Here is a 20,290-nt window from a genome sequence, read left to right on the forward strand (position 1 = left end):
ATTCACACTAATAATACGTGGTCTATTATACCACGTATTATTAGCAAATAAAATTAAATTATTTTCCATTTTTAACTTTTAAAAATTCATTATAATCATCTGTAAAAAAGTGTTCTCCACTTCCATCCTTTTTTAATACATAAAATATATAATCAGTATTTTCCGGATTTAAACTAGCATTTATAGATTCTATTCCTGGTGAACATATAGGTCCAACTGGTAAACCTTTATTCTTATATGTATTATAAATAGAATCTACCTCTAAATCATCATATGTTAGCTTTTCTTTTCTATTTTCTAATGCATATTGTATAGTAGCATCAATTTGCAATGGCATGTCTATTTTTAATCTATTATAAATAACAGATGAAACTAAATTTCTATCTTTATCTACTTTTGCTTCTCGTTCTACTAATGAAGCTAATGTTATTAATTCATAGGTATTTAAATCTAGTGGAATTTCTTTATTTTTTATTATTTCATTATATTTATTATTAAATTCATCTAACATCCTTTTGATAATTTCATATTCTGTTGAGTCTTTATATACTTCATAAGTATTCGGATATAAATAACCTTCCATATTCATTTTTTCAGGTATGTCATTTAAAAATTTATATTCTTTTGAAAACTTTTCAATATCATAAGTTAAATCTATAAATTTATCTTTATTGATAATATTTTCATTTGCTAATTTTTCTGCTATTTCTTCAATAGTAAAACCTTCTGGAATTGTGAATTTAATTGTCCCTCCATCTTTTCCTCCTACAACTAACTTATTTAAAATTTCTTCAGGAGTCATGCTAGAATCAAATTCATAAAATCCAGCTTTAAGTTTTCCCTCTGTACCTTTTATACGAGATACTACTCTAAATACATTCTTATCTCTTATTAAGTTATTTTCTTTTAATATTTTAGCTATATCACTAGTAGTACTTCCAGATTGTATTTCAACTTTTACACTTTTTTGTTCTCCATCAGATGACACTGGTCGAGTATTTAGCTCATAATAATACTTTAATCCTCCTAAAACAATTATTAATATTACCACACTAATTATTAAAACTTTAACCATTTTATTCATTAATCTACCCCTCAATAATTTCTATTATATTAATTTAATTATATAATTTAAATATCTTTTTTACAAGATATTTAAAGAAAAGCGAAAATCAGTACTGATTTTCGCTTTTCTTTGAGCATAATACATTTATTTTAATATTTCTTTATAGACTAATCATAAATGGTACTAAAATTGGTACTGATGTTGAAAGTATAACTCCTGTTACAAATGAAATTATAGCAGTCTTTGGATTGGTAGCTTTTGCAATAATAGGCAAAGTAGTATCCATTGCAGTTGCACCAGATGGTGCTATTGCTTCTAAATCACCTATATATTTAGCTACTATTGGTATCAATATTAAAGCCAATATCTCCCTTACTACATTAGATAAAAATGATAATGTACTAAGCTCTGGAGAATAGTTTGCAAGCATCATAGATGATAATGTATACCATCCAAGACCTGCTCCTACAGCTCCTGATTCATTTACTGGAAATCCTAATAAGAATCCTGCTATTATAGCTCCAAAGACACTTCCTAATATAATCATAAAAGGTATTAATAAAATTTTAAATCCAATTTTTTTTATTTTCGTAAGTACGTCTATATTTATTCCTATATCTATACCTACAAAAAATAAAAGTATACATAAGCCTATATCTATAATGATATCAGAATGATTTATTATAAAATCAGGTTCAAGAAAAAAACCAACTAATATACCCCCAATTACAGATAATATAACCTTAATACTCATATCAAACTTCCCCCTCTTTTTCTTCTTCATCAGTCATATCATTCTTATTAAAAATAAAGCGTCTTATTATCATTACAAAACCAACACTTAGTGCGATTGAAAAAACAGAAAAAATAAAAGCTTGATATCCTAATGTGAAAAATGAAGATATTACTTCTTTGTCTCCACCGATTTTTATTCCCATTACAAACAATAATATTAAAATAGAAATTGATTGTATTGATATTAACTTGTCTAAAATATTCTTATGTACAAAATCTTTATATCCTATATATGCACCTACCAATATTATTGATAGATATAGTATAAGTCTTAAAGTCATAACACTCCCCCCAATTTATCTAAATTTACAGCCACAGCATAAGCTGTGACTGTAAAATTTATATTTCCATTATTATTGGTAATATCATAGGATTTCTCTTTATTTTTTGATATAAATAATTTCTTAAAGAATCCCTTACTCTAGATTTAAGAGTAGACCAATCTGTGATTTGATTTTTTTCACAATCTAATAAAACATTTCTAACTACATTTTTTGCTTCTACCATAAGATCTTCAGATTCTCTTACATATACAAATCCTCTAGAAACTAAATCTGGCCCTGAAACAACCTTTCCATCTTCTTTCTTGATAGTTACAACTACAACTATTAATCCATCTTCAGAAAGATGCTTTCTATCTCTTAAAACTATATTACCAACATCTCCTACTCCTAGACCATCAACTAATATATGACCTGAAGGTACAGTTCCATTAAGTTTAGCATCAGACCTACAAATCTCTAATACTGAACCGTTCTCAAGTATAAATATATTATCTCTATCAAGCCCTAAATCTTCAGCTAACTGGGCATGTTGTTTTAAATGTCTATATTCACCATGAACCGGTATAAAATACTTAGGTTTTATTAATGAATGAACCAATTTCAACTCTTCTTTGCAAGCATGACCAGACACATGCACATCTGCTAATGCTTCATATATTACATTTGCACCTTTTTTAAATAATTGATTTATAACTCTAGATACTGTTTTTTCATTACCAGGTATTGGTGTAGCAGATATTATTACTAAATCACCAGGTATTAATTCCATTTTTCTATGATCAGAAAAAGCAAGCCTTGATAATGCCGCCATAGGCTCTCCTTGACTACCAGTAGTTATAATGGTTATTTTATTGTCTGGATATTTATTCATATCATTTATATCAATAATAGTTCCTTCTGGAACATCTAAATATCCAAGTTCAGTAGAAACCTTAACTACATTTATCATGCTTCTACCTGATACAACAATCTTTCTATCAAACATCACAGCAGCATTAACAATCTGCTGAATTCTATGAACATTTGATGCAAAAGTTGCTACAATTATTCTACCTTCAGCATCCATAAATATATCATTAAAAGTATTGCCAACTGTTTTTTCGCTCATTGTAGATCCTGTTCTCTCTACATTTGTACTATCTGCAAGTAACGCTAATACTCCTCTGCTTCCTAAATCAGCAAATCTATTTAAATCCATCATTTTACCATTTATAGGTGTATAATCAATTTTGAAATCACCTGTATGGACTATAGCACCTTCAGGTGTATGAATAGCTAATGCAACCGCATCTGGAATACTATGATTAACTCTTATATATTCTACAACCATAGAACCAAGTTTTGTCTTTTGTCCTGCTTTTACAATATTTAAGTTTGCATTTTTTATACCTTTTTCATTCAGTTTATTTTCTACTAATCCTAATGTTAATTTAGTTCCATAAACAGGTGCATTTATTTTTTGTAATACATATGGTAATGCTCCTATATGGTCTTCATGTCCATGAGTCAATACAATAGCTCTTATTTTTTCTTTGTTTTTTTCTAAATATGTTACGTCAGGTATTACTACGTCTATCCCTAACATTTCATCTTCAGGAAATATTACTCCACAATCTATTACTATAATGTCATTCTTATATTCAATAACCGTTATATTTTTTCCAACTTCATATAATCCTCCTAATGGGATTATTTTAACTTTAGGTGTTTGTTGTTTTCCCACCTTATCACTCTCCTTAATAAATCTACTATTATTGTATCGACATATTGACTTTAATAAAATTACTCCTATATAAAAAATTAACGCTACTTAAATATTTAATTTCTCTTTTCATTACATGATTCACAGTATCCAAAGAATTTTACATTATGATCTACTATTTTAAATTTACTTTCATTTTCAATTTTTTCTTCAAGATTATCCAATAAATCAATTTCAACTTCAAAAACTTCTCCACATTCTAAACATATTAAATGATGATGTTGATGATCATTAGTGTTAGTATTAAGTTCATATCTATTACAACCATCATTAAAATTTATTTTTCTAACAACTTCTAACTCATCTAATAGTTGTAAAGTTCTATATACAGTAGCAAGACCTACTTCTGGATATTTATCCTTAACCATATCATATACTTCTTCAGGACTAAGATGGCTACCTGTATTCTCTACAAATACATCATATATTACCCTTCTTTGAGTAGTAAGTTTATATCCTTTTTCTTTTAATTTTGTTCTCAACACTTCAAATAATGATTCCATTTAATCACCCGTTTCCCTTAAATATACTATAATCATATACTTTTATTAGTTGAATGTCAATATCAACTAATATTAATAATCAATTGATAATAATATCATTTATAATTTTCTATTCTTTTTCATCTAAAAGTTCTAAATATAATGTACTTACTTCATCAAACTCTTTTTGACTTTCAATCTCACATAAAAAAGATTCTCCATTTTCATCATAATCTACTTTTAATAAAAGAGATTCCTCCATATCATCTGGCTGTATTACAGCATACTCATCATCATCAACTTCAAAGAAATCAATTATTTCAAAATTATGCTCAACACCATTTTCATCTAAAAATTTAAATTTGTCCATTTCTCATTTCTCCTTTCTACTTATTGTATCCAAATAAGTCTGTAATATATATACTGCAGCTAATTTATCTACAACATTTTTTCTTTTTTTTCTGGAAACATCTGCTTCTATGAGAGTTTTTGTTGCAGAAACCGTAGACAATCTTTCATCTTGATATACTATATCTATATCAATATATTTTTTTAATTTTTCTGCAAATTTTTTTACTTTTTCTCCTTGAGGTCCTAAAGTATTATTCATATTTTTTGGAAGACCTATAACTATTTTTGATACATGCTTTTCATTTATTATTTCTACCATTTCTTCCAAATCTTTTTTTATACTTGTTCTTTTAATAGTTTTTATACCTTGAGCAGTAAATCCCAATGGATCACTTACAGCAACTCCAATGGTTTTATCACCTACATCTAGCCCTAATAATCTTCCCATTTAATCATTCCTTAAATTATTTTTATACAAAATTCACCACAATATTTTCCACAATAACCACATAATACGCATTTATTTAAATCTACAATTGATTTACTATTCTTTATACTTAATGCATTGTGTTTACATACACTTACACATTTTCCACATCCAATACACCATTCAGCTATATGAAGTTTCCTATTAGTATCTCTAATTTTCGCTTTTAAATTACTATCAATATATCTTTTATTTAATAAATTTATATTTGCATCTATTTCCGCTCTAGATTGAAGCCCTATAGCTATAGAATCTATTTCTTTTATATCTTGTACAAAGTTAAATGCCTCTTCAACGTTATTTAGTAGGTGTCCACCACCTAAAGGTTTCATTCCATATATACCCTTACCAATATTATGACATTTTTTAATTGCTTTTATCATATCTACAGTTGTTCCATCTTGAATTCCAATACCTAATTTGTTTATTATTGGGTGAACTACTTCTATTTCATCATATTTAAGTGCAGCTAAAACTCCCTCAACTCTATGAGTTGAAATTCCTATTGCTCTTATAAGTCCTTTTTCCTTAGCTTTCAAAAAATACTCTATTGCTTCAAAATGCCCTTTAATAGTATGTTCACTTTCTTGTTCATGTAACAAAAATAAATCTATGTAATCTGTATTTAATTCTCTTAAGGCCTTATCCAAACTCTCTTTTGCAGTATCTTTAGAGTATGAATAAGATTTTGTGGCTATAACAAATTCTTTTCTATTTATTTTCTCCAAAAATTTATTTATATGACCATAATTATTATATAATTCTGCAGTATCTAAAAAATTAATCCCTTTATCAAATCCATATTTAATAAGTTCTGCACCTTTTTCATATGAAAAATTTCTTTGAAGAGGACTAATAGTAAGCGATCCAAAACATAATCTAGATACTTCTATATTAGTATTTCCTAACTTAACCGTTTCCATATTTTCACCTATCTTTATTGTATCATATATTTCCAAAATATAATATATTTATAAAAAATAAAGCAGTATTTGATTTATCAAATACTGCTATTTTTATAATATTATTTATTCTTTAAATAATTTTTCAATAACTCTTCTAATAAATCATCTCTTTCCATTTTTCTAATTTTACTTCTAGCATTATTATGGCTTGTTATATAAGTAGGATCTCCAGATAAAATATAACCTATCATTTGATTTATAGGATTATAACCTTTTTCTTCTAATGCATGATATACATATACTAAAATATCCTCTGCTTTATTCTTATCATCTTCTGACACATTAAATTTCATTGTCTCATTTATATCACTCACAAAAAACACCCCTCTTTTTATAACAATCTTATAATATTATTATATATCAATAATACTCTTACTTCAATGAGATTTATTTATTTAATTGAGATTCCACTAATGATTTAACTAAATCTAAAGCTTCTTCAATTTTAGAAGGTTCATTTCCTCCAGCTTGAGCCATATTAGGCCTTCCACCTCCACCTCCTCCGGTTACTTTTGCAACTTCTCTTATTATATTGCCACAATGAATACCAGATTTAACTGCATCTTCAGTAGCAGTAGCTATAAAATTCACTTTTCCATTTTTTTCAGTAGATAAGACTATTACTGCCTTGTCTAACTTTTCTTTTATTTTATCTCCTAATTGTCTTAAGCCATCAATATCAATACCATCTATTTTCTTTGTTACTACATTTACATCATTTATATTATAAACATTCTCTAAAATATTATCTAATTTTGAATTTGCAAGTTTAGAATTAAGCCTATCTATTTCTTTCTGTAAGTTTCTTACTTCATTCATTATATCATGAGCCCTATCTATTAGATTATCTTTATTAGTTTTTAAAACCTCTGATAGAGTATTTAGTTTATCGTTAAGTGACAAATTAAATTCGTATGCTTTCCTTCCAGTTATTGCTTCAATTCTTCTAACACCTGATGCTATTCCTGATTCTGTTAATATTTTAAACATACCTATTTGACTAATATTATTAACATGAGTTCCACCACATAATTCAATTGTATAATCATTCATTTTTACTACTCTTACTTTTTCACCATATTTTTCATCAAATAATGCAGTTGCTCCCATATCTTTTGCCTTATCAATAGAAGTTTCTACCACTTCTACACCTAATGAATTCCAAATCTTTTCATTGACTTCTCTTTCTATTTTATTTAATTCTTCCTTAGTTAAAGATTCAAAATGAGTAAAGTCAAATCTAAGTCTATCATCTGTAACAAGAGAACCAGCCTGATTCACATGTTGTCCTAAGGTATTTTTCAATGCTTTGTGAAGCAAATGTGTTGCAGAATGATTTTTTGCTATATCTAGTCTTCTATCTCTATCTACATGTGCTTCTAAGTTATCTCCAACTTTCAAATATCCATGTTCTACTTTTACTAAATGTAATAATTTTTCATTCTTCTTCTGAGTATCTATTACATACGCATTAAACTTATCATTTTTAAATATTCCTTTATCTCCTACTTGACCTCCGCTTTCTGCATAAAAAGGGCTATTTTCTAATAATACATATCCTTCTTCACCTGGACTTAAAGTTTCAATTGATTGACTTCCCTTTATAATAGCGATTACTTTTGATTCAGTTGATAATTTTTCATAACCTTCAAATTTGGTTTTTGTATTAATTTTAAAATCAAAATTAACATCACTATCCCAATTGTTTTTATTATCCTTATCTCTTGCACTTCTTGCTCTATTTTTTTGACTTTCCATCTCTAAATTAAACTGTTCTTCGTCTACATCTAATTTTTCATCTTCTAAAATCTCTTTAGTTAAATCTAATGGAAAACCATAAGTATCATAAAGTTTGAATGCCTTATATCCATCTAAAATTGTTTCATCATTATTTTTCATATCATCAATATACTTTTTTAATATTTCAATACCTTGATCTATTGTTTCTTCAAACTTATCTTCTTCAATCTTTATAATTTTTTTGATTTGTAATCTTTTATCTTCTAAATTACTATAAAATTCTTTCCAATTTTCTATTACAACATCTGATAAATTAGATAAAAAGCTATTTTTTATACCTAGTAACTTACCATGTCTAGATGCACGTCTAATAAGTCTTCTTAAAACATAGCCTCTTCCTTCATTACTTGGTATTACTCCATCAGATACTAAAAAACATATTGCACGTATATGATCAGTTATTACTCTAATTGATACATCATCTTTATTATCGTTTTTATATTTTTGGTTTGTAATTTTTTCTATTTCTTTTATTATAGTTCTAATCGGTTCTATCTCAAAAATATTATCTGCATCATTTAAAACAGCTGTTATTCTTTCAAGCCCCATGCCTGTATCTATATTTGGATTGGGAAGTTCTGAATAGTTTCCTAATTCATCTTTATCGAATTGTGAAAATACTAAGTTCCAAACTTCTACAAATCTATCACATTCACAACCTGGTTTACAGTTTTCATCTCCACAACTATATTTTTCTCCTCTATCTATATAGATTTCTGAAGATGGACCACAAGGCCCTACTTCAAGTTCCCAAAAATTATCCTCTTTTCCTAATCTCACTATTTTGTTTTTAGAAACACCTATTTCATTATTCCAAATATTGTATGCTTCATCATCATCTAAATATACTGATACCCAAAGTTTCTCCTTTGATATATTCAGTTCTTTTGTCATAAACTCCCAAGCCCAGTTTATTGCTTCTCTTTTAAAATAATCACCAAATGAAAAGTTACCTAACATTTCAAAGAAAGTGCCGTGTCTATCTGTCTTACCAACATTTTCTATGTCACTTGTTCGTACACATTTTTGACATGTAGCCATTCTGTTTTTTGGAGGTTCTTTAGTCCCAAGAAAATATGGTTTTAAAGGTGCCATTCCAGCAATTATTAAAAGTACACTTTTATCATCTTTTGGCACAAGTGAAAAACCATTGGTTACTAAATGCCCTTTATTTTCAAAGAAATCTAAGTATTTTTTTCTAATCTCATGTAAATTATATTTTTCCATCTAATCTCTCCTTTTCTTCAATAAAAAAGACAAAGACTCTGTCCGCATTTAGGGACGAGCTTTGCCGTGGTACCACCCTATTTAAAAATAGTTTACTCTTGGATTTATAACGGTTTTATCCGAATTCTTTTTTAAAGAATTAAGCTTAAGAGTAGCTTCTATACATTCTTATCAAGTATTTTCACCAAACATACTCTCTCTAAAGATAATTATATATATACTTTTCTCCATCATAGCTATTAATATGTTTTTATATTAATTATAAGAATTATTAATATGTTTGTCAACATTACATACTACTTATTTTCTGGATAGTATGGGTTAAAATGATTTTTAAAGTAGTTGTTATCGGTATTGCTAGTAGCATCCCAATAATACCAAATAAATTTCCTGCTATAAGTAAAGCTATAATTATCACAACTGGATGAAGCCCTACTTTATCTCCCATTATTTTAGGTTGTAAAATATTACCTTCAACTTGTTGTATAATTACAAATAAAATTAAAACCCATAATGCTTTAATTGGAGTATCTAATAGTGCAAATAACATGGCAAGAGCTCCACCTATTATTGGTCCAAAATATGGTATAACATTAGTAACTCCTCCAATAAGACCTATTGTAAATGCATAATTCACATCTAATATAAGTAATCCTACAGCAGTTAAAGTACCTACAAATATTGCTATCATTAATTGACCTCTAATAAAATTACCTAAAGAATAATCTATTTCACGAGATAAGCTTACAATATTAGTTCTATACTTATTTGGTATAGTTAAGACAATATTCTTTTTGAAATATTCTTTATCCTTAACTAGATAAAATACAATTATAGGAATTAGTACAACATTTAAAGCTTTAGAGAAGAAAGACATTATAAAATCCATAGTTCCTTTTGCAGTATTTACTAAAATACTTTGAACCTTTGATATGTTATCTTCTATACTACTTTTTATTTGATCTAATCCAAATGGTAAATCCTCAATATTTTTATAATAATTATTATATATATTATTTACAAAGTCACTAACTTCATCTGAATATTTTGGTAATAATTCAATTAAGTTTTTAACCTCTTTAAATATTGCTGGGAAAATTAGTACTGAAATCATATAAATAATCCCTAGAATTATTAGATAAACTAATAATATACCAAATCCTCTTTTAATTTTCTTTTTTTCTAAAAAATTAATTATAGGATTTATAATATATGCAAGTGCTATAGATATAAATACTGTAATTAATATACTTCTAAGTCCACTAATATTTAACATAAAATAAAAAATAATTATAAATAATAATAATAAACTTAATCCAGCAATTCGTTTTTTACTTATATGTATACCATCTTTTTCATCTAAATATTTGTTACCAAATCTAATTAAAAAGTAAGCTGAAAAAGATAGTAATATTATAATTGATATTTCTTTTAAAACATTTAAAATAAAATTAAAGTCCATATTTACATTCCCCCTATATCTATCAAGGCAGCTAAAGCTGCCTTGATTTATTTAAAACATATTCATAAACATTTTTCTGGTATTTTTCATCATTTTTCTTCTTTGTCTAGGATTCATCCTAGCTGATGCATACATTCCTGCAGCAGATAGAATCGAACCTGCAATTATACCATTCATGAATCTTCTATTCATATTATCACCTCAATATTAGTTTGTGCTAAATTACAAATCTAACTCAAGAAGTTTTTTGTAATAAACTTTGTTTTTTTCATATTCATCCTTAAATTGTTTATCTAATATTAAAGTATTTTCAATTATTTTCATATTATTCATACATGGTATAATATTTCTACCTTCAAAAATATCTTGTATTATTCCATCAGTAAGAACAAAACCTACTAAATTACCATTTTTTTTATTAAATATTATATCATTTATATATCCTAAAATTTCTCCATCTTTTATTATTACTTTTAATCCAATAAATTGAATATTTTCTTTGGCAGCTTTTTCTATTTCAGGAAACTCTTTTAATTTTTCTACTACGTCTTTTTTATCTATGGCTATAAAATCTTTTCCAATATTAAATATATTTTTATATCTTATTATTTTTCCTTCTTTAAATATACCTTCATCTGAAACTAAAAGTGCTAATATTTTAAGTTTTTTTTTAGAAAAAATTATATCTTTTATATTAGCTATTTTTTCTCCTGTAGTATTATCAATTACACTTAATCTCATTATTTCTTTGGTGCTTTTCAATATTACACCTCGCTTTGGTATGTATTTTATATTATTATTTATATACTTATTATTCCTTTTAAAACTTTTTTTATTATTTTATTTTATAAAAAAAGCTACTGTTAACAGTAGCTTAATGATGGTGTTCTTTTGGTTTAAAGTCCTTCAATGCTTCTATTTCTATTCCACTTTTTTCAGAATAATCTTTTAAAGCAGCTTTTATAGCTTCTTCAGCAAGTACTGAACAATGCATTTTTACTGGAGGTAATCCATCTAAAGCCTCAGCAACTGCTCTATTAGTTATTTTTAAAGCATCTTCTATCGTTTTACCTTTTATAAGTTCTGTTGCCATACTTGATGATGCTATTGCAGACCCACATCCAAATGTTTTAAATTTTATATCAACTATTTTATCATTTTCTATTTTAAGATACATTCTCATAATATCTCCACATTTAGCATTACCTACTTCACCTATGCCATCTGCATCTTTAATTTCTCCTACATTTCTAGGATTAGTAAAATGATCCATAACCTTTTCTGAATACATTATTTGTCCTCCTTTAATTTATCATATAACGGTGACATAGCTCTTAATCTATCTACTATTTTTTTTAGATTTTCTACAACATAATCTATTTCATCTTCATTATTAAAATCTCCTAATGAAAGTCTTAATGATCCATGAGCTATTTCATGTGGTAAACCCATAGCAAGGAGTACATGTGAAGGATCAAGTGAACCAGAAGTACATGCAGAACCACTAGATGCCGCAATTCCTACCATATCCAAACTCAAAAGTAATGCTTCGCCCTCAATAAATTCTAAAGATACATTCACATTACCAGGTAACCTTTTTTCAGGATGACCATTTAATTTCACATGACTTATATTATCCATTATATTTTTTATTAATTTATTTCTTAATAATATTAATTTTTCATTATGAGATTCTAAATTCTCGTATGCAATTTCTAATGCTTTTGTAAGTCCTACAATATTTGCTATACTTTCAGTACCTGCTCTTCTATTTCTTTCTTGAGCTCCTCCATGTATATATGGATGAATTTTCACATTTTTTCTTATATATAATGCTCCTACACCTTTTGGACCATAAAATTTATGTGCTGATAAAGATAATAAATCTATATTTAAATCATCTACATCTATTTTTATATTTCCTATTGCCTGAACTGCATCTGTATGAAAATATATATTATTTTGCTTTGCTATTTTACCAATTTCTGATATTGGTTGAATCGTTCCAACTTCATTGTTAGCATATATTACACTTATCAATATAGTTTTATCTGTTATTGCATTTTTTAAATCTTCTAGATTAATCATACCATACTCATCTACATCCAAGTAAGTAATCTCAAATCCATTTCTTTCTAAATATTCACATGTATGAAGAACAGCATGATGCTCTATTTTAGTAGTAATAATATGATTTCCTTTATCTTTATTTCCAAATGCTACTCCTTTTATTGCCCAGTTGTCTGATTCAGAACCACCACTAGTAAAGTATATCTCTCTAGAATTAGCACCTAATATTTTTGCAACTTTTTCTCTAGATTCATCTAATGCTTTTTTTGCTTCTCTACCCTTTTTGTATATACTTGAAGGATTTCCATAAAATCCTGTAAAATAAGGTATCATGCTATCTAAAACTTCTTTTTTTACAGGAGTAGTAGCAGCATTATCCATATATATTTCTCTATTCAATTCATCATCTCCTCATTTTCATCACATTCTACCCTTTTATAATAAAATTCATAATTAGATATAATACATATAATTACCATCTATATTTTTTTGTTCATCTACCATATCTTGAAGTGTTAAAGAATCTATTACATCATTAATACTATCTCTGATTTTCATCCATACTCCTCTGGTTACACAATATTCTCCTTTAGGACAATCCACAGCTTCACCTTCTATTACACAGTCTGACGGTGCAATACTTCCTTCTAGTGACCTTATTATATCTCCAACAGTTATATTTTTTGGCTCTTTCGCTAATAGATACCCACCTTGGGCTCCACGCACACTATTTACTAAGCTATCTTTTTTTAGCGTTGCAATTAATTGCTCCAAATAATGTTCAGATATATTTTGTTTTTCTGCAATACCCTTAAGAGGAAGTGGTCCTTTTCCAAAATGTAAAGCTAACTCAAACATTGCTTTTAAGCCATATCTACCTTTTGTGGATAATTTCATATTATCACCCTTTCAATTCCTACTATATAGGTTGGTATTATAGTAATAGTATAATATAACCTAATATCATTGTCAATATTATATCGAATAATCTATTCAATAGGAAATTTAACAATAAAATAATTTCCATCTTTAATTACCAATTCTATATTACCATTATTTTTTTCAACAAGTTTTTTTACTATATACAGTCCTAATCCTCTTCCTTTTTTTGTGTTTGTAGAATAATTTTTATCAAAAATTTTATCTTTTATACTTTTTTCTATCACAGGCTTGTTATTATATACACAAAAAATATAATTTCCCAGTTGCTCTTTAATTTCAATCTTTAATAGTTTGTAAGCTTCATCAGTATTATTTAATGCTTCTATAGAGTTTTTCAATAAATTTGTCAATATTTTTGATAAATCATATATATCTATATTTATATTATTAGGCAATTTTTCTAAATTAAGATCTACATCAATATTATTTTTTCTTGCTTTATTTACAGCAGAATAAATTGTAGCTTCAATTTCAGGTATCCCAATTTTATATTCTTTAGTTAGTAAAGTACCTTCTTTTACTATATCCTTTATATATTGTTTTGCTTTATTGTTTTCTTTCATCTCTATTAATCCTTGTATTATTTGAAGCTGATTAAAAAAATCGTGTTTATACATTCTAAGCTTAATATTAGTATCTTCTGCAATATTTAATTTATAACTAGTAATTTCTTTATCAGATATTAATTTAGAAAAAAACAGTAATTCACTAATTATCCATAAAGCTAATAACAAACCTACAAATATTAATAATATAAAATTATCTATTAGAAATATTTTTGATTTTTTTGATATAGGATCTAATGATTGAATTATTGATAAATATAATCCATTAGTACCTTCAATTTTTGAAGTACCTAACAATAATTTTTCATTATCATAATGAAATTCCTTTGTTTCTATGTTTGAAGATGAAGATACTGTACTATCTATTTCTTTAGTAAATTTATAATTAATTTTTCTATTATACACAACTTTCTCATTATTATCATATATAACTATATCCTTCAAATCTATCATTGGAATATCATTGTATAATGAACGTATATCATCAGTTTTAATAACTCCTAACAATAATCCAGTTTGAGTAACTTTATCTCTTCCTTGTAATCCATTTTTTTCAATAATTGCTTCTGGTAAAACATATGACAATTTATTTATAACAGTTAAATCATTATTCTTATTGTACATCCATTTTTGTTGATTTTTATTTTGAGAAAAATTCTCCAGTATATCCTTATCTAATAATTTAGAGATTTCTATTTCTTCATCTTCAGTTGAAAATATCTCTCCTGAATTACTTAAAAAAAATAAAGATTCAATATATTTATTTTTCTTTTTAGCCTCAACTAAAATATTATGTAGGTAATCATCTAATCTAACTTTATATTTATCTTCTAAACTATTATATCTATATAAAGACGCATTAGAAGAGTTATTATTTGCTATTTCACGTATTGTTTCTTGTAAAGATATAAATTCATAACTTATAGCTTGAGACGATTTATATAGTGTCTGTTCCAACGCTCTAACTCTTTCTTCTTTCAATAATTCTACATTTTGATGATATAAAAATATCATATTTAAAATTAATGGTATAAAAATTAAAAGTACTATTATTATTATCAGTCTTTTCCTAATTATTTTACTATTAATTAATTCCTTAAGAAATCCCATTGAATTCACTTCTCCCCAAGCTGTATTCCCCAGGAAATACAGCTTTATAAAGTTTTTGTATCGAATCTTTAGTTATTTTGTCATATTATAGCAATAAAATTATATCAAATTTCATTATAAAAAACAATTTTATAAGCTTATTAATATATTTTTATATTTTAACATATATAAGGGTATAAGATATAAAAGGAGTTGATAAAATGGAGATTATAAAAAGTGTTCTAAGTGATGTAAAAAGAAGAAATCCTAATGAACCTGAATTCTATCAAGCAGTAGAAGAAGTATTAAATTCAATTACTCCTGTACTTGAAAAAAATGAAAGGTATAGAAATACAGGAATATTAGAAAGATTAGTAGAACCTGAAAGACAAATAATTTTTAGGGTACCATGGGTAGATGATACCGACAAAGTAAGAGTAAATAGAGGCTTTAGAATACAATTTAATAGTGCCATAGGTCCATATAAAGGCGGAATAAGATTTCACCCTTCAGTTTATTCAGGAATAGTTAAGTTTTTAGGATTTGAACAAATATTTAAAAACTCTCTTTCTGGATTACCCATAGGAGGAGGAAAAGGTGGCGCTGACTTTGATCCTAAGGGCAAATCTGATGGAGAAATAATGAGATTTTGTCAATCTTTTATGAATGAATTGTTTAGACACATTGGAGCTGATATAGATGTACCAGCAGGAGACATTGGGGTAGGAAAAAGAGAAATAGGATATTTATTTGGTCAGTATAAAAAATTAAAAAATGGTTACGAAGCAGGTGTATTTACTGGAAAAGGACTTACATATGGTGGTTCCTTAGTAAGAAAAGAAGCAACTGGTTACGGACTTATATATTTTGTTAAAAAAATGTTAGAACAGAATGGTCATTCATTAGAAGGCAAAAAAGTTATAATTTCAGGAGCAGGTAATGTTGCAATTTATGCTTGTGAAAAAGCTCAGCAATTAGGAGCTAAAGTAATTGCTATGTGTGATTCAAAAGGATATATATATGATGAAAAAGGTATAAATATAGATACAATTAAAACAATAAAAGAAATTAAAAGACAAAGAATAAGTGAATATACAAATTATCACCCCAATTCTGAATATTATGGAAATCAGAGAGATATTTGGAATGTGAAATGTGATTTAGCTTTACCTTGTGCAACTCAAAATGATATAGGTACAGAAGAAGCTAAAAAATTAATTGAAAATGAAGTTAAGTTTATAGGTGAAGGTGCTAATATGCCTTGTACAAATCAAGCTCTCGAACTATTTTTAAAAAACAATATATTAGTTGCACCAGCTAAAGCTGCAAATGCTGGAGGAGTTTCAACTTCAGCACTTGAAATGAGTCAAAATAGTATTAGATTATCTTGGTCATTTGAAGAAGTAGATGAAAAATTAAAAGAAATTATGGAAAATATTTTTGAACTTACTAGTACATCTGCTATGAAATATAGTTCAAAAACTAACTATATAGCAGGAGCAAATATCGCTGGTTTTATAAAAGTAGCTGAAGCAATGCTTTCTCAAGGAGTAATATAAAAAAGCCTCTGCAGAGGCTTTTTTTATTGCTTATTTAGAATTTAATAAATCATATGCCAGTTTTGATCCTACAATAGCATTGTTATATACTAATTTAATATTTGCTTCTAAACTTTTCCCTTTAGTTACATCTTTTATTTTAGATAATAAATATGGAGTAGCTTCTTTTCCTTTAATATTATTTTCCTCTGCTTCTTTTACTGAATTTTCTATAACATTATTTATCATATCACTATCCATTTCATATTCTCTTGGAATTGGATTACCTATTACAATACCACCATTTAAATTCAATTTCCATTTCATATTTATAGCTTCTGCTAACTCTTTTGTGTTTTCTACTTTATAATCTACTCCAAATCCACTTTTTCTAGTATAAAATGCTGGAAATTCATCAGTTCCAAATCCAACTACTGGTACACCATGAGTTTCCAAATATTCTAAAGTTAATCCTATATCAAGAATAGATTTTGCACCAGCACATACTACAGCTACATTTGTATTTGCAAGCTCCATTAAATCAGCAGATATATCGAATGTTTCCTGTGCATTTCTATGAACTCCTCCTATTCCACCAGTTGCAAATACTTTAATTCCTACCATTTCACTAATTATCATGGTAGATGCTACAGTAGTTGCTCCGTTTAATTTTTTAGATAATATAAAAGGCAAATCTCTTCTACTAGTCTTAACAACACCTTTTGCTTTCCCTAAATATTCCAATTCGTCATCATTTAATCCCACTTTAATTTTCCCATCTAATATTGCGATTGTAGCTGGAATACTTCCATTTTCTCTAACAAGTCTTTCAACTTCTCTTGCCATTTCAACATTTTGAGGGTATGGCATTCCATGGGAAATTATAGTTGATTCAAGTGAAACTACTGGTTTATTTTCATCTAAAGCCTTTTTAACCTCATCTTTTATTTCAATATATTCTTTTAACATATATTCATCTCCTCTATTATATTTTTTATATTATTTATAGACATATCTCTACTTACAGTATTATAACTTTTCATTGTAATAATTGATGCGCCAATTGAAAATATTACTCTTTCTTCTAAAGAAAAATCGTTTAAATATCCATATATAAGTGCTGCCATAAAAGAATCTCCAGCTCCAGTAGCATTAATTATATCTATTTCTGGACTTTTGATATGACCAGATGCATTTTCATTTTTATAAAATACTCCTTCTTTACCAAGTGTAATAATAATATTTTTTACACCTTTATTTAAGAAGTAATTTCCTACCTTTTCCAAGTCATTTTTGCTTTTTATTTTTATTCCACTAAGAATTTCAGCTTCATATTTATTAGGTTTAATTGTATGAAACTTACCTATGATATCTTTTATTTTTAATGCTTTAGTAGTAGACACTGTATCTATAAATATATCTTTATGGCTATAATTATTTGTAATATAATCTATAGTCTCTTTAGTTAAATTTGTATCCAACACTATACATTTAGACATGTTTATGATTCCAGCTTTTTCTCTTAAAAATTCAGATGTTATTTCATTAAAAATATCCATTGCTGATATTGCAACATCCATATCTCCATCATTGTCTAATATTGATAAATACGTAGATGTAGAATGTTTTTTAGAAATTAACATATTATCTGTAACTATATTTGAGAATTTAAGTTCATTTAATACTTTTTTTCCATAAATATCATCACCAATTGCAGAAATTAGATTAACATTTTCTTTTAATAAAGATAAATTTTCAGCAATATTTCTTGCAACACCACCAACAGAAAGCTCAATTTTACCTGGATTTGAATCATTTCTAATTAGTTTCTCATTACTAAATCCTTGTATATCTATATTACTTCCACCAATTACTATTATTTCTTGATTATTGAGTATATAACCCTTACCTTTTATTATACCTTTCTTTATCAAGTTACCAATATGAACTGCTACAGAAGAACGTTTTATATTTAATATATCTGCAAGTTCCTTTTGGCTTATAAGAGGATTTTCACTTATAAGTTTTAAAATTTCTCGTTCTCTACCTGTCATTTCATCACCAACTTAAGTTTATATTATAAGCTTATGCTTACATTGTATATTATTTTAAAACTTTTATCAAGTATTTTTTCTAATTTTATTTTGATATTCACTATATTTATTTTCTAATTTATTATCTGCAGCTTTATAATATTTTCTTCCTTTTAAATCATCAGGTAAATATTCTTGACTAACATAATGATTTTTATAATTATGAGGATATTTATACTGTAATCCTCTCTCCATGCTTTTCGCACCTTTATAATGACTATCTTTTAAATGATTCGGAATTTCACCAATATTACCTTTATCTAAGTCTTCTAATGCTTTATCTATAGAAATATATGCTGAATTTGATTTAGGAGAATTTGATAATAATATGGTTGCTTGAGATAATGGTATTCTAGCTTCAGGTAACCCTAATTTATATGCAGATTCTACACAACTATTTGTAATAGTGATTGCATTTGGATAAGCTAATCCTATATCTTCTGATGCAATAACTAGTAACCTTCTACATATAGATATTAAATCACCAGCCTTTATAAGGCGAGCTAAATAATGAATTGCTGCATCAGCATCACTACCTCTAATTGATTTTTGAAATGCGCTTAGGGTATCATAATGATTATCTCCAAACTTATCATAATTAAAACCAGAAGTTTGAGTACATTCTTTAGCAACATCTAAATCAATATAAATTTCTTTTTTATTTAAGCAATAATATATTGCCGATTCTAAATCATTTAATGATCTTCTTAAATCTCCATTTGACATATTTGCAATATAATATAGAGCCTTCTCATCGTATTTTATATCTCTTTTCACTATTTTCTCTTCTGAAATAAATATAGCTCTTTTTAATCCTTCTACTATTTCATCATTATTTAATTTCTTAAATTCAAATACTGTAGATCTACTTATAATTGCATTAAATATTGTAAAATACGGATTTTCTGTAGTACTAGATATAAGAGTAATTTCTCCACTTTCTATAAATTTAAGTAAGGATTGTTGCTGCTTTTTATTAAAGTTCTGAATTTCATCTAAATATAGTAAAATCCCTTTATTTGCGAGAAAAGTATCTATTTCTTCTGTTATCATTTTAATATCTTTTACAGATGCATTAGTAGCATTTAATTTATATAATTTTTTATTTGTAGATTCTGCTATGATATTTGCAACAGTGGTTTTTCCAGTTCCAGGAGGGCCATAAAAAATCATATTTGGTATATGTTTTGATTGAATTATATTCTTTAGTAACTTATTATTTCCTAATATATGAGTTTGACCTATAACTTCTTCTATTTTTTTAGGTCTTATAATATCTGCTAATGGTTTCACTTTATCACCTTTCCAAAA

At 26.8% G+C, this 20,290-nt stretch carries 21 protein-coding genes and 1 other annotated feature; of the genes, 1 reads left to right on the forward strand and 20 read right to left on the reverse strand.

What is annotated here, in order from left to right; all coding sequences use genetic code 11:
• Positions 1 to 58: 58 nt before the first annotated feature.
• The 17 genes from mltG to E0D94_RS09405 all read right to left on the reverse strand — a co-directional run bounded on the left by mltG (position 59) and on the right by E0D94_RS09405 (position 15,369).
• Entirely contained in the window at positions 59 to 1,084 is a 1,026-nt protein-coding gene (mltG, locus tag E0D94_RS09330; RefSeq protein ID WP_130807198.1) for an endolytic transglycosylase MltG, read from the reverse strand.
• A 142-nt stretch (positions 1,085 to 1,226) separates the two neighbouring features.
• Positions 1,227 to 1,820: a LysO family transporter gene (locus E0D94_RS09335; RefSeq protein WP_130807199.1), complete on the reverse strand. Its 594-nt coding sequence runs from the start codon at positions 1,818 to 1,820 to the stop codon at positions 1,227 to 1,229.
• 1 nt (position 1,821) lies between these two features.
• Positions 1,822 to 2,142 (reverse strand): LysO family transporter, encoded by a 321-nt coding sequence (locus E0D94_RS09340; RefSeq protein ID WP_130807200.1) that lies wholly within the window; start codon positions 2,140 to 2,142, stop codon positions 1,822 to 1,824.
• Positions 2,143 to 2,200: 58 nt separating this feature from the next.
• A complete protein-coding gene (locus tag E0D94_RS09345; RefSeq protein WP_130807201.1) occupies positions 2,201 to 3,868 on the reverse strand; it encodes a ribonuclease J in 1,668 nt (555 codons plus the stop codon).
• 95 nt (positions 3,869 to 3,963) lie between these two features.
• The gene (locus tag E0D94_RS09350) at positions 3,964 to 4,410 is read right to left on the reverse strand and encodes a Fur family transcriptional regulator (RefSeq protein WP_130807202.1); all 447 of its coding nucleotides are present in this window, start codon (positions 4,408 to 4,410) and stop codon (positions 3,964 to 3,966) included.
• 109 nt (positions 4,411 to 4,519) lie between these two features.
• Positions 4,520 to 4,759, reverse strand: coding sequence for a DUF1292 domain-containing protein (locus E0D94_RS09355; RefSeq protein ID WP_130807203.1), 240 nt, complete (start codon positions 4,757 to 4,759; stop codon positions 4,520 to 4,522).
• A gap of 3 nt (positions 4,760 to 4,762) precedes the next feature.
• Positions 4,763 to 5,188, reverse strand: a complete 426-nt coding sequence (gene ruvX / locus E0D94_RS09360; protein ID WP_130807204.1) for a Holliday junction resolvase RuvX — start codon at positions 5,186 to 5,188, stop codon at positions 4,763 to 4,765.
• An 11-nt stretch (positions 5,189 to 5,199) separates the two neighbouring features.
• On the reverse strand, positions 5,200 to 6,186 hold the full coding sequence (locus E0D94_RS09365) for an aldo/keto reductase (RefSeq protein WP_341274566.1): 987 nt from the start codon (positions 6,184 to 6,186) through the stop codon (positions 5,200 to 5,202).
• A gap of 65 nt (positions 6,187 to 6,251) precedes the next feature.
• On the reverse strand, positions 6,252 to 6,485 hold the full coding sequence (locus tag E0D94_RS09370) for an IreB family regulatory phosphoprotein (protein WP_130807396.1): 234 nt from the start codon (positions 6,483 to 6,485) through the stop codon (positions 6,252 to 6,254).
• Positions 6,486 to 6,579: 94 nt separating this feature from the next.
• The gene (alaS, locus tag E0D94_RS09375) at positions 6,580 to 9,219 is read right to left on the reverse strand and encodes an alanine--tRNA ligase (protein WP_130807205.1); all 2,640 of its coding nucleotides are present in this window, start codon (positions 9,217 to 9,219) and stop codon (positions 6,580 to 6,582) included.
• A 47-nt stretch (positions 9,220 to 9,266) separates the two neighbouring features.
• Positions 9,267 to 9,462 (reverse strand) — a binding site (T-box leader).
• Between the two features lie 46 nt (positions 9,463 to 9,508).
• Positions 9,509 to 10,681: an AI-2E family transporter gene (locus E0D94_RS09380; RefSeq protein ID WP_130807206.1), complete on the reverse strand. Its 1,173-nt coding sequence runs from the start codon at positions 10,679 to 10,681 to the stop codon at positions 9,509 to 9,511.
• Between the two features lie 51 nt (positions 10,682 to 10,732).
• A complete protein-coding gene (locus tag E0D94_RS14850; RefSeq protein WP_165442917.1) occupies positions 10,733 to 10,873 on the reverse strand; it encodes a hypothetical protein in 141 nt (46 codons plus the stop codon).
• Between the two features lie 30 nt (positions 10,874 to 10,903).
• Positions 10,904 to 11,422, reverse strand: a complete 519-nt coding sequence (locus tag E0D94_RS09385; protein WP_130807207.1) for a PRC-barrel domain-containing protein — start codon at positions 11,420 to 11,422, stop codon at positions 10,904 to 10,906.
• Positions 11,423 to 11,555: 133 nt separating this feature from the next.
• Positions 11,556 to 11,975 (reverse strand): Fe-S cluster assembly scaffold protein NifU, encoded by a 420-nt coding sequence (gene nifU / locus E0D94_RS09390; protein WP_130807208.1) that lies wholly within the window; start codon positions 11,973 to 11,975, stop codon positions 11,556 to 11,558.
• Positions 11,972 to 13,132 carry a cysteine desulfurase NifS gene (gene nifS / locus E0D94_RS09395; RefSeq protein ID WP_130807397.1) on the reverse strand — a complete coding sequence of 387 codons (1,161 nt, stop codon included), beginning with the start codon at positions 13,130 to 13,132 and terminating at the stop codon, positions 11,972 to 11,974. Before nifS ends, nifU begins: the two co-directional genes overlap by 4 nt.
• A gap of 72 nt (positions 13,133 to 13,204) precedes the next feature.
• Positions 13,205 to 13,648 (reverse strand): RrF2 family transcriptional regulator, encoded by a 444-nt coding sequence (locus E0D94_RS09400; RefSeq protein WP_130807209.1) that lies wholly within the window; start codon positions 13,646 to 13,648, stop codon positions 13,205 to 13,207.
• A gap of 92 nt (positions 13,649 to 13,740) precedes the next feature.
• Entirely contained in the window at positions 13,741 to 15,369 is a 1,629-nt protein-coding gene (locus tag E0D94_RS09405) for a sensor histidine kinase (RefSeq protein ID WP_130807210.1), read from the reverse strand.
• 200 nt (positions 15,370 to 15,569) lie between these two features.
• Here E0D94_RS09405 and gdhA point away from each other — a divergent pair, with 200 nt between their 5' ends.
• Positions 15,570 to 16,907: an NADP-specific glutamate dehydrogenase gene (gdhA, locus tag E0D94_RS09410; protein ID WP_130807211.1), complete on the forward strand. Its 1,338-nt coding sequence runs from the start codon at positions 15,570 to 15,572 to the stop codon at positions 16,905 to 16,907.
• Positions 16,908 to 16,937: 30 nt separating this feature from the next.
• Here gdhA and E0D94_RS09415 read toward each other — a convergent pair whose 3' ends face one another.
• From E0D94_RS09415 to E0D94_RS09425, 3 genes are all read right to left on the reverse strand, one after another.
• Positions 16,938 to 17,855 (reverse strand): pseudouridine-5'-phosphate glycosidase, encoded by a 918-nt coding sequence (locus E0D94_RS09415; protein WP_130807212.1) that lies wholly within the window; start codon positions 17,853 to 17,855, stop codon positions 16,938 to 16,940.
• Entirely contained in the window at positions 17,849 to 18,940 is a 1,092-nt protein-coding gene (locus tag E0D94_RS09420; protein WP_130807213.1) for a PfkB family carbohydrate kinase, read from the reverse strand. Before E0D94_RS09420 ends, E0D94_RS09415 begins: the two co-directional genes overlap by 7 nt.
• A gap of 66 nt (positions 18,941 to 19,006) precedes the next feature.
• Positions 19,007 to 20,272 (reverse strand): replication-associated recombination protein A, encoded by a 1,266-nt coding sequence (locus tag E0D94_RS09425; protein WP_130807214.1) that lies wholly within the window; start codon positions 20,270 to 20,272, stop codon positions 19,007 to 19,009.
• Between the last annotated feature and the right edge of the window lie 18 nt (positions 20,273 to 20,290).

Source organism: Senegalia massiliensis (genome assembly GCF_900626135.1).
Classification (GTDB): Bacteria; Bacillota; Clostridia; order Tissierellales; family SIT17; genus Anaeromonas; species Anaeromonas massiliensis.